The organism is Thermosynechococcus sp. M98_K2018_005, assembly GCF_015295825.1.
Classification (GTDB): domain Bacteria; phylum Cyanobacteriota; class Cyanobacteriia; order Thermosynechococcales; family Thermosynechococcaceae; genus Thermosynechococcus.
This window is the reverse complement of record NZ_DVEH01000006.1, coordinates 23102-33817: the sequence shown is the minus strand read 5'-3', so window position 1 is coordinate 33817 and position 10716 is coordinate 23102. Positions and strand designations below refer to the sequence as shown.

9 protein-coding genes and 1 tRNA gene are annotated in these 10716 nt (G+C 53.9%); 3 read left to right on the top strand and 7 right to left on the bottom strand.

Translation table 11 applies throughout. From position 1 onward, the window contains the following. Positions 1-55: 55 nt before the first annotated feature. Positions 56-781, bottom strand: a complete 726-nt coding sequence (locus IGQ15_RS00700; protein ID WP_297047665.1) for an FHA domain-containing protein — start codon at positions 779-781, stop codon at positions 56-58. A gap of 321 nt (positions 782-1102) precedes the next feature. Here IGQ15_RS00700 and IGQ15_RS00695 point away from each other — a divergent pair, with 321 nt between their 5' ends. Then, a complete protein-coding gene (locus tag IGQ15_RS00695; RefSeq protein WP_024125599.1) occupies positions 1103-1240 on the top strand; it encodes a hypothetical protein in 138 nt (45 codons plus the stop codon). On the opposite strand, the gene IGQ15_RS00690 is transcribed toward IGQ15_RS00695, so the two are convergent. Then, complete coding sequence (locus IGQ15_RS00690; protein WP_297047663.1) at positions 1237-4023, bottom strand: SMC family ATPase; 2787 nt, start codon at positions 4021-4023, stop codon at positions 1237-1239. The two genes, IGQ15_RS00695 and IGQ15_RS00690, sit on opposite strands and share 4 nt — an antisense overlap. A 297-nt stretch (positions 4024-4320) precedes the next feature. Here IGQ15_RS00690 and IGQ15_RS00685 point away from each other — a divergent pair, with 297 nt between their 5' ends. Beyond that, positions 4321-4680, top strand: a complete 360-nt coding sequence (locus IGQ15_RS00685; protein ID WP_297047661.1) for a hypothetical protein — start codon at positions 4321-4323, stop codon at positions 4678-4680. A gap of 11 nt (positions 4681-4691) precedes the next feature. On the opposite strand, the gene menD is transcribed toward IGQ15_RS00685, so the two are convergent. The 3 genes from menD to ftsH3 form a co-directional block, all read right to left on the bottom strand. Next, positions 4692-6380 (bottom strand): 2-succinyl-5-enolpyruvyl-6-hydroxy-3-cyclohexene-1-carboxylic-acid synthase, encoded by a 1689-nt coding sequence (gene menD / locus IGQ15_RS00680; protein WP_297047660.1) that lies wholly within the window; start codon positions 6378-6380, stop codon positions 4692-4694. Between the two features lie 171 nt (positions 6381-6551). Then, positions 6552-6622, bottom strand: a tRNA-Gly gene (locus tag IGQ15_RS00675). A 55-nt stretch (positions 6623-6677) separates the two neighbouring features. Next, entirely contained in the window at positions 6678-8516 is a 1839-nt protein-coding gene (gene ftsH3 / locus IGQ15_RS00670; RefSeq protein ID WP_297047658.1) for an ATP-dependent zinc metalloprotease FtsH3, read from the bottom strand. Positions 8517-8644: 128 nt separating this feature from the next. Between ftsH3 and IGQ15_RS00665 the strand changes: the two genes are divergently transcribed. Beyond that, a complete protein-coding gene (locus IGQ15_RS00665; RefSeq protein ID WP_297047656.1) occupies positions 8645-9448 on the top strand; it encodes a pentapeptide repeat-containing protein in 804 nt (267 codons plus the stop codon). On the opposite strand, the gene hisB is transcribed toward IGQ15_RS00665, so the two are convergent. Then, positions 9445-10077 (bottom strand): imidazoleglycerol-phosphate dehydratase HisB, encoded by a 633-nt coding sequence (gene hisB / locus IGQ15_RS00660; protein WP_297047654.1) that lies wholly within the window; start codon positions 10075-10077, stop codon positions 9445-9447. The genes IGQ15_RS00665 and hisB overlap by 4 nt on opposite strands. Before the next feature lie 6 nt (positions 10078-10083). Next, positions 10084-10704 carry a hypothetical protein gene (locus IGQ15_RS00655; RefSeq protein WP_297047652.1) on the bottom strand — a complete coding sequence of 207 codons (621 nt, stop codon included), beginning with the start codon at positions 10702-10704 and terminating at the stop codon, positions 10084-10086. Between the last annotated feature and the right edge of the window lie 12 nt (positions 10705-10716).

Sequence of the window (10716 nt, the reverse complement as noted above, 5' to 3'; positions counted from 1 at the left end):
GGGATTGTTTATATTTTGAAACTATTTATCAAAGCGATGAAGGATCTGGGTTGAGCTAGTTGCGGGTTTGAGTCGCAGGTGGTGTACCCTGCGGTTGACTGGGGAAGAAGCCCGATTGCCAGACGGCTCCTGTGATAATGGCAACAACCACAAGGGCGATCGCCCCTAGACCCACGAGGCGAGTTTTTGAGCCTTGGCTCTCTTTTTCATGGACGGTTTCTTTGTTGTTCCCCTGCAGCTCTCTGTCGTTCTCACTAGCCAAGGTATCTTTTGTCGCTTCGGCTTCAGGGTGTAACTGGGTGGCGCCGGCTGCCACCAATTCACGGTTCGGGGTTCGCCGCAGTTCGCCACTTAGCTCCATACCTACGAGAGTTTCCTTGGCACCCCGCAGATCGGATTTAATGCTTTGGAAGGCAATGGATTGGAGATATTGGCTAAACTCGGTATCCGCCATTGAGAGCATGAGATAGGAAGCCTTGGCCTTACGCCCAAAGAGAATCACATCGCCGTGTTGCAATTCATGGCTACTGATGCGCTTGCCATTGACGAAGGTGCCGTTGGTGCTGGGCTTACCATTGGCATTGCCATCCACTAGGCGATAGCGATAGCTGGTGGTGCCGGGGACAGGTACCCGTAGGAGAATGGCGTGCTGGCGAGAAACCGTTTCAAAGTCAATAACAATGGCATTACTCTCATCGCGCCCAAGGGAGTAGGCTGCTGCCTCAAGGGCGATCGCCCGCCGTCCACCAAGGGTATTCAAAATTAAGACGTGACGTTCCATGCTATTCATTATCTCTATCCCCCGTCTTTCAACAGCCCTCAAGAAATCATCCCCTCTGCAAATCTGAATACTTTCCGCCTTTCTCTTGAATTAGGGCAGGAGCAACGTTACAAAACGTGACACTTCAACACGTGGTCTAGGCTGTGTGCTTACTTCTACCTTTGCCTGTTTCACCTGGGGTTGCTGTGATATTGATCACATTTAAGAGGGTTTTTAGGGAGTGCTATAAATCGTAACAAGTCGTTATCCTTAACCCCACTGCCAGAAAAGCAGCCTAAAATTAATTTACTGTGGATTCAATGGTGCTTGGAGTTTATTCCTATGGCCACGGATTTTAATCGCGGCATTATGAAGTTTGATGGTGCTGATAGCCCGGCGATGATCGCGATTTCTGCCGTTTTGATTCTTGGCTTTATTGCGGCACTAATTTGGTGGGCACTCCACACAGCCTACGCCTAGGGGAGCGATCGCTCCAGATGGATCGTGTGCTCGGTGAGGGCTTCAAAGGTTTCATCGTGGCTAATGACAAAGAGTTGATGAAAACTTCTGAGGTTACTCAGGCTCTCGGCCAGTTGTTGGCGGCGCATCTGATCCATATTGGTGGTCGGCTCATCAAAAAAGGCAATGTCGGTGTTCACGAGTACCCGCAGTAGGGCGAGGCGCACCGCAAGGGCAGCACACATTTGCTCACCCCCAGAGAGGCTCTTGAAGGGTCGCCAGTAGCCTCCTTCATTGACTTGAATCTCATAGTCCGATGTCCACTGGAGCGCCACATCAGGACGATTGAGGAGTTCGCGCAGTAGGCGATCAGCTTCGGCGGAGACAGTCTGCAAATAGGCTTCACTGACACGGGGACCGCTCTTTCTAAAAATGTCGCGGGCGATCTCAATCAGGTAGTGGTGTTTTTGTGCCGCTACCAGCTTTTGCAGCGTCTTTTCCTTGTCGGCGGCGACTTCATCAAGATGCTTGAGAGTGGCAAGGCAGTTTTGGTACTGCTTTTCCTTTTCGGGAATGGCACCAAGGAGCCGTTGATACTCACGGTGTAGGTTCTCGTAGCGATCGCGCACGGCTTCCAGAGCAGCTAAATCCACCTCTTGCTCTTGGGCTTTGTACTCCGCTTGGGCTTTGGCAAGGGCGTCTTGTAACGCATGGGCGGCTTGGGTCGCTGTTCTTAGGGCAGCTTCATAGCTCTCGACTTGGGCGGCCTGCTGCTGGTGTTGGAGATAGGTATCATAGCTGGGCCGCAGGCGAGCGAGGTCATCGCTAAGCTGTTGCCGCTGTTCTTCAAGGGCGGCGTAATGTTGGCATTCCTCATAGAGAGGGGTGAGGCGAGCTTGTAGGCTGGCCTGTTCGCTGCCCAAACGCGCGTAGTCGGCTTCCAGTTGGGGGGCTGCTGCCTGCTGCTCCAGTAACAGTTGCCGCTGGGCATGGGGCTGACCAAGGTTAGCTCGTTCTTGGCGTAATTTGTTTAGGCGGCGTTCGAGATCAGTCAGTTCGTGGCTGAGGGGTTCTAGGGTTTGCTGGCGATCGCCCAACTGCTTAAGCTCTGCTGCCAAACGGTTGCGTTCCTCCTTCAGGGCTTGGGCTTGCAAGAGCGATCGTTCTGCGGCGGCAGCAAGGGCAATGTCAGTTTCTAACTGTTTTAACGTCTGGTTTAGCACAGGAATAGCTGCGGGATCGGTGAGGGTTTGTCGCAGTGCCGTGAGTTGATCCAAGAGCCAGTGATAATTCTGCTGAAGCTGCTGAAGTGCCCCTAGCCCCTCTTGAATTGCGGTGGCCACGAGGGAAAATTGCTGTGCCGCTGTGAGGCTTGTTATGGCGGCTGTGACAAGGGGATCGGTGGCCGTAGCGTGGCTTTGAGCGGTATTGAGAATGGGATCAAGAGTGGCAGCAAAGGCATGGGCAGCGGTGGCGTGGCTGAGTTGGGCTTGGAGTCGCTCCCGTTCTGCTTGTTTAGCACTCAAGGTGGCGGCTAAGGGACGCTGTTGCTCTAGGGCTTGCACCTGTTGAGCAATTTCCTCTAGGCGGGTTTGCAACGTTGCCGCTTGTTGCTTGAGGTGGCGCAGTTCTTGATCCGCCTGCTGAGCCTGCTGGTAGCGCGCCTCAAGGGGGGCAATTTCGGCATCGAGGGTGTCGGCGGCGGCAATTTGGGGTTCCAGGGCCGCGAGTTGGCTGGCAATGGTGGCGATCGCTTGGCGTTGGCTTTCAATACTGGCTAATTGGGTGGCCAGCTTTTGGTGCTGCTGCTCGAGTTGGCGAATGTTCTGCTCAAGGGCAGCTCGTCCCCGCAGTTGCTGCTCGAGTTCTTGGTAGCGAGCCTCCTGCTGCCGATAGCGATCGTAGTCGGCTTGCAATTGCTGGCACTGGGCTTGGCTTTCGCGGGCAGCGCTCAACTGCTGTTGGCGATCGCGACACAATTCCTCCTGCTGACGCAGTTGGGCTTCGAGGCGTTGGCAGGTTTGCGCAAGACGGTTTAGGGTTTCAACGGCAGCTTCGTATTGCTGTTTTTCGGCGGCCAAGGCCTGACATTGTTTTTGGAATTCCTCGCACTGCTGGCGATCGCGCTCTAGCTCCGCTGCCAAGGCTGTTGCCTGTTGTTCATATTGCGATCGCGTGGCCAGTTCCTGTTTTTGGGCAGCCAACTGCCGCTCTAGGGACACCACCTGCTCTTGGGAAAAATTCACGAGGGCAAGGGCATTGTCAAAGGCTTGGCGATAATCACTCACTTGTAAAATTGGTTCAAAGACTTGGCGCCGCTGGGCGGGTGCCTTGAGAAAATCCGCCGTGATCATTCCTTGGGGAATGCCAATGATCTGCTCAAAGAGATCCCTAAGGGGAAGGGCACTGTGGATACCGAGGTGCTCCTGCAACCATGCTTGAACATCTTCACGCAACGAGAGACCAAGGTCTCCCACTTGGGGATCGTGAATTGAGTACCCCGTTTGTGTATTGCGCCGCACCACATAGGAGCGACCATCCACCGCTGAGATAAACTGCACCGTGGCTTCGGCACGCTTAGCCCCCTTGCGAATAATGGCCCTATTAAAGCCACTGCCATACCCGGATGTCGCATCAAAGAGAACCCAAGCAATGGCTTCAAAAAGACTGGTTTTGCCCGCACCATTCTCACCGCAAATGACGTTCACCCCCGGCAGAAACTCAAAGGTGCGATCCTGATGGGTCTTAAAGTTTTTTAAAGTGAGTCGCTGAATTTCCACTGCATCTCCCCAAGAATCCCTCATGCTTTTACAAAAATTTACTCGAGCTTAAGTCTTCTTGAAAAAGTGGCCATTGACCAATGACTTTTCTTAGGCTGGAGTTATAGTCCTATCCCTGTTTCCAGAGTCAATATCAACCTAGTGGCCAAGCTGAATTCAGCACTCTAGGCTCTTGAAACGGGGTAGCCTAAAGTTGAGGGAAGTGCGTACTTTTTCAAGCGTACCTTAAGTGCTGAGGGGTGATGATATTTCACACTACTATCTTCCCCAAAGGCAGTTGAGTTGACAACTACAGCATTCCACCGCGAGAGGATTTGACCCGTGGATTTATTACATAAGCAGATTTTGGTTCTGAGTAACAAAATTGATGCTCTGTACCAGATTGTTGAACAACTCAACCAAAAGGTTTCTAAGGCCTTAGAGGAAGGACGGCTCAAGCCGCTACCAGCAACCCCTGCTGAGCAAAATCCCCTGCCCAAACCTCGCCCTTTGGTGAGTACCCCAGAGCACAAGGATATTCTTGTGGATGATGACTATGGTCAGGTGCGTAACCTCAGTGGCGATCGCCCCCTGAGTCCAGAGATTCAAATTCAACGGCTCACGGCACAGCTCACCGCTGCCTATAACCAGATTGCTGCCCTTGAAGAGCAGTTGCTTTCCTACCACAGCCATAGCCACTGAAGGATGAAAACTCAGACCCTGAGGTGAGCGAGTACCTGCTGTCGCCATTGGGCATTCCGCTGGCGATCGCTCTTAAATTCCAAAAGCCGTATCTTGGGCCAAGGGGTCTGGCAAAGCTGTGCCTCGACATCAGCCCAATCCTTGAGACAGTGGTAGGGAATGCCGTAGGCGGCGCCAAGGCAACTGAAATCCACCTGCTGTGGTGTGGCAAAAAAGGTCTCAAAAGGCGGATCAAACTGGCGAATCGGCAAATGCTCAAAAATACCGCCCCCTTGGTTATTGATCAGCAGTACAGTCAGACACCCTTGAAAGTGGGGCGTGATCAGCCAACCATTGGTATCGTGCAAGCAGGCCAGATCCCCGGTGATTAAGAGGGTGGGCTGACCGCGATGGGCAACCCCAAGGGCACTAGATAATGTGCCATCAATGCCGTTGGCACCCCGATTAAAGTAAAAGCGATGGTGGCGATCGCTGGCCCGCCAAACACTCTCAACATCACGCACGGGCATACTACTGGCCACAAAAATTGCCGTTCGCGATGGCAACCACTGCGGCAGATGGTAAATCAGCTTGGCCTCACAAAACCAATCAATAGCCTCAAATGTTCGCTTCAGTTGTTCATGCACTCGTTGATCGTGGTCTTGCCAGTCCTTGAGGTAGGGGTTGGGGGGCAGGGGGTCGGGGGGGCAATCCACCGCTTGGGGGGCGATCGCCACCGTTTGACAGCGGCCATGGAGGGGATTGTTGTTATCGCCCGTGGGGTCAAGGCACCAGATCAGGGGATCGCAGGCACTCAGCCACTCCCGCAGGGCTTTACTAGTAGGTAGCGGTCCCAGTTGAATCACTGCTTCAGGACGCAAGGATTCCCGTAGGTGGGCATCTCGCAGCAGCAGATCGTAATGGGTAATGCCATGGGGCAATCCCCGTGCTGCGGAGAGGGCATCGGCAAGCACCGGCCACTGTAGAAACCGACTCAGGCGATCAATCGCCGCCGCTTCCGCCAGAGAATCCACCCCATGACTGGGCCCCGCAATAATTAATCCCCGCTGCATCTGTTGCCATGTTTGCCAAGGGAGAGAGGTGACAATCCGAGGCGGCACAAAGGGCTGCACCTGAGCAAAGAAGTTCTTTGGAAGTGCCCCATGAAAATTGGCCTCAGAGCGCAGGTCAAGGGGATCCCGTAGAGGGATATTCAAATGTACGGGTCCCGGGTCTGGCCAGAGGGCAGTTTGCCAGCTATGGCAGAGAGTTTGCCGCAGGTAGGGCAGCAAAGCAAGTTCCGGCAGACTCAGTTCGCGATAGTAACGTACGGCATGACCATAGAGATGCACCTGATCAATGGCTTGCCCCGCTTGGCAAAAGCGCAACTCGGGGGGGCGATCGGCGGTCAGCACGATTAACGGTAAATGACTGAGGCTCGCTTCAATAATCGCGGGATAGAAATTGGCAGCAGCAGTACCTGAAGTGCAGACAAGGGCAACGGGTCGTCCCTGCTGTTGGACAAGGCCAAGGGCAAAAAAAGCCGCCGAGCGTTCATCAAGAATTGGCAGCGCCTCAAGATGGGGATGGACAGCAGCCGCGATCGCCAATGGCCCAGAACGTGATCCCGGCGAGAGAACGACTGTCCGCAGTCCCAAGCGATAGAGGGTTTCAAAGAGGACGCTCGCCCAGAGGACATTGAGATTTTCAGTGAGAATCATTCATCAACCCAGAAGCGCTATCCTAGCCGACGTGACTGAGCCATAGGCCACCAATAGAATCGATAGAATCGGGTTCTAAATCCAATTTGAGCCTATTTTGAGACTATGAAAGAGCATCCCAGCGTCTCTGCAATACCCGAAAATGCTGGTTCTTAAAGGATTTGAGTCTTAAGCGGGCAGCGGGAATCGAACCCGCGTCTCTAGCTTGGAAGGCTAGGGTTTTACCATTAAACCATGCCCGCAGTCCCAAGGAATACTACATTAGCACGACCCTTGGGGCGATCGCAAAGGGCAATCCTAGGGAATGGTGGCCATCTTCACGTCGTTGCGATCCAAGATGCTTTGGAGTTCCTCAGCATCGATCGTTTCTTTTTCAATCAGCACTTGGGCAATTTGGTCAAGGACATGGCGGTTGTTTACCAAGACCTCTTTGGCACGGCGATAGGCTTGCTCGACGAGATTGCGCACTTCATCATCAATGGTGGCAGCCGTTTCCTCAGAGAAGTCCCGTTCCGCCATAATGTCGCGGCCAAGGAAGACATTCCCGGTTTGCCGTCCCAAGGCCACAGGTCCTAAGCGATCGCTCATGCCAAAGCGGGTAACCATTTGGCGGGCAACCCGTGCCACCTGTTGCAGGTCGTTTGAGGCACCAGTGGTCACCTCATCTTCACCAAAGACAATTTCCTCGGCAATGCGACCCCCAAGGGCAACGGCCATTTGGTTTTGCAGGTAGGCACGGCTATAGAGGCCCGAATCCATCTGATCTTCGTTGGGAGTAAACCAAGTCAGACCACCCGCCCGTCCGCGGGGAATGATGCTCACTTTTTGGACGGGATCGTAGTCAGGCATGAGGGCACCCACCAGGGCATGACCCGCCTCATGGTAGGCAACTAACTTCTTGCGGCGATCGCTCATCACACGGTCTTTTTTCTCAGGCCCAGCGAGGACGCGATCAATGGCATCGTTAATCTCATCCATGGAGATTTCGGTGAGGTTGCGGCGAGCTGCAAGAATGGCCGCTTCATTGAGCAGGTTCGAGAGATCCGCACCGGTAAAACCGGGGGTACGGCGGGCAATTTTATCGAGATCCACATCCTTAGCGAGAGTTTTGCCACGGGCATGGACTTTGAGAATATCGAGGCGACCTTTGTAATCGGGACGATCCACCACCACTTGACGGTCAAAACGCCCCGGACGCAACAGCGCTGCATCCAAAACATCCGGACGGTTCGTCGCAGCAATAATAATGATGCCCGTATTCCCCTCAAAGCCATCCATTTCCGTCAGCAGTTGGTTGAGGGTTTGCTCCCGTTCATCATTGCCCCCCCCCAGACCAGCACCGCGCTGGCGACCGACGGCATCAATCTCATCAATGAAGACAATACAAGGGGCATTGGCTTTAGCTTGTTCAAAGAGGTCGCGCACCCGTGAAGCACCCACCCCAACGAACATTTCCACAAACTCAGAACCAGAAATTGAAAAGAAGGGAACGCCCGCTTCACCAGCCACCGCCCGCGCCAGCAGGGTTTTACCAGTTCCAGGAGGCCCCACAAGGAGAACCCCCTTGGGAATTTTGGCGCCCACTTCAGTAAAGCGATCAGCATACTTCAGGAATTCCACTACTTCACCCAGTTCCAGCTTGGCCTGATCAATCCCAGCCACATCATTAAATGTCACTTGGGTTTGGGGTTCCATCTGTACCCGTGCCCGTGACTTGCCAAAGTTCATCGCTTGGTTGCCGGGACCTGCTTGGGCACGCCGCAGTAGGAAAAAGAGCAGTACCAAAAGGCCAATGGGCACGAGCAAGCTACTCAGGGCGCGGAACCAGAAGCCATCATTGCTTTGGGGCAAGACAGCGATGTCCACATTGTGGGTCGTGAGAATGTCGAGAAGCTCAGGGTCATTGGGAAGATTGACGAGCACTCGCGTGCCATCTTGGGTTATGGCTTGAGCTTGAGAGCGGTCAGGGGTGATACTGACTTTGGTGATTTGCTTACTTTCGACCTGTTGGATGAACTCACTGTAGGGCCATGTTTGTTTGGTCGTGGGTTGGCGATCAAAGAAGGCAGTGGCCAAGGCCAGCACCACGATTGCAAGAAGAACGTATAAACCTGCGTTTCGCCATTGTTTATTCACCGATCGCCATCCTCCGCTAGGAAAAGTGAAAAGTCTTTACATAAGTTCATACTAACGCATTCTTTCGCAACCCTAGGTGAGCAGTCCCGTGGTTAAGATCATCAATATCCATGATAAGCCGTCAGAAAATGCTCGATTTAGACACTTGCTACCGGGTACTGGAGTTGGAGCCGGGGGCAACCCTCGAGGAAGTAAACCGAGCTTATCGGGATTTGGTGTTTATTTGGCATCCCGATCGCATCCCGAAGGACAACACACGGCTCATCGAGAAGGCACAGGAGAAAATTAAGCAATTTAATGAAGCGCGCGATCAACTGCGGCAGCATATTGCCCGACACGGCAGCCAAACCTCCCAGCGGGCTGCTAGCCAGCAGCAAACCTATCGTTCCTCACCCCCACGCTATCAATCCAATCCCTACACCTATCGCAGCTATCATGCGCCCCGTGAGCCGCAGCAAACCACTCAGCACACCTATAGTCAACACCACAACCACACCTACGGCACCTATCAACGCCAACGTACCGCAGCACCACCGCCCCCAGAGCCACCGCGCACGACGCCCCCCCACAAGGATATGTCAGGGGTTAATTTACAGGGGGCCAATCTGAGTGAAAAAGACTTTGAGGGGCGTAACCTCAGCCATGCCAATCTCAGCTATGCCGATCTCAGTGATGCCTTTTTGCATCGAGTGATTCTCCATCGTGCTAACCTGCGCCACGCCAATCTCTTTCGAGCCAATTTGCTGCAAGCGGATCTCAGCTATGCCGACCTACAAGAGGCCAATCTCATTGGTGCTGACTTGAGTGGGGCTGATCTGCGGGGTGCCGATTTACGGGGAGCAAAGATGAGCCAAGGCAATCGCCTCCTAGTGAAACTGACCGGGGCACGCCTCACGGGAGCGATTATGCCCGATGGACACGTCCACACCTAAGCTTGAATCACCCCCTTAGAACTGGGAATTTGCTGACTGCGGCGCGGGTCAATGGCGATCGCCATGCGTAGGGCACGAGCAAAGGCTTTGAATGTCGCTTCAATAATGTGGTGGGAGTTAATGCCGTCCAATTGGCGAATATGCAGTGTCATGCGGCTATGGTTCACCAAGGCAACGAAAAACTCCCGCACCAGTTGCGTATCATAGGTGCCAACCCGCTGCGTGGGAATCTGCAACCCATAACTGAGGTGGGGACGCCCCGAGAAGTCTAGGGCAACTTCCACCAAACTCTCATCCAGGGGCGCGACAAAGTGACCAAAACGATGAATCCCCCGGCGATCGCCCAAGGCTTGATCTAGTGCCATCCCCAAGGTAATGCCCACATCCTCATTAGTGTGGTGGTCGTCAATATGGGTATCGCCGCTAGCCTGCACGCGCAAATCCACAAGGCCGTGGGAGCAAAGCTGATCCAGCATGTGATCTAGAAAGGGAATCCCCGTGTGATTGTCGGCTAAACCATTGCCATCAAGGGTGAGTTCAACGTGAACCTTGGTTTCTTTGGTCTGGCGATCAACCGTGGCTTGGCGCAACAGAGGCGCGTGGCCATTACTGAGGAAAGAGTCATTCATGAAGCGTTACTGGCGCGGTTGGGGATTGGCAGAGGTGGCTGGCGGTGGACTGGCCGCAGGCGTTCCCGCAGGAATTGCCCCCGTACGCGGAAAGGGCACATCCACAAAACCTAATTCTAGCAATTGCTGATAGGCCCTTTGTCCCAGTTCACGGGTGGGGTTTTGGCTGCGGATAATTTCCACTAAAAGGGGCACTGCCAGCTCGGGTTGGTTATTGGCGCGATAGACCAAAGCCAGTTGAAAAGTGGCTTCATCTCGCAGTTGCGCTGCTTCTAGGGCACGGCGACGGTTGCTATCGGCAGCCGCCGTATCAATGCCCAAAAAGCTAGAGTTGAGGGACTGGTAAAAGTTCGAGAGTTGGTTCATCACCGTACGGGCTTCCAGTAGCTTGCGAGCGGCGACGGCATAATTTTGGCTCTTAACCGCAGCGGCAGCCTCGTCCATCAAGCGCTTGCCTCCTTCAAGGGTATAAATTGAAGAGCTGGGTGGGGGTGTGGGATTCACAATCTGGACACTGGGGCTAGAAGATTGATTCTGAGCAAACACCGCCCGAGGGAATACCCCCAGTAGTAACACCCCAAGGAGCAGCGATGATCTTGACCAGTAAGCAAATGTAGTCAGGGGCATGGTGCAAAGCCT

Excerpts from the sequence above, each read along its gene's own strand:
- IGQ15_RS00700 (WP_297047665.1), bottom strand. The coding sequence starts at position 781 with ATGGAACGTCACGTCTTAATTTTGAATACCCTTGGTGGACGGCGGGCG.
- IGQ15_RS00695 (WP_024125599.1), top strand. The coding sequence starts at position 1,103 with ATGGCCACGGATTTTAATCGCGGCATTATGAAGTTTGATGGTGCTGAT.
- IGQ15_RS00690 (WP_297047663.1), bottom strand. The coding sequence starts at position 4,023 with ATGAGGGATTCTTGGGGAGATGCAGTGGAAATTCAGCGACTCACTTTA.
- menD (WP_297047660.1), bottom strand. The coding sequence starts at position 6,380 with ATGATTCTCACTGAAAATCTCAATGTCCTCTGGGCGAGCGTCCTCTTT.
- IGQ15_RS00665 (WP_297047656.1), top strand. The coding sequence starts at position 8,645 with ATGCTCGATTTAGACACTTGCTACCGGGTACTGGAGTTGGAGCCGGGG.
- hisB (WP_297047654.1), bottom strand. The coding sequence starts at position 10,077 with ATGAATGACTCTTTCCTCAGTAATGGCCACGCGCCTCTGTTGCGCCAA.
- IGQ15_RS00655 (WP_297047652.1), bottom strand. The coding sequence starts at position 10,704 with ATGCCCCTGACTACATTTGCTTACTGGTCAAGATCATCGCTGCTCCTT.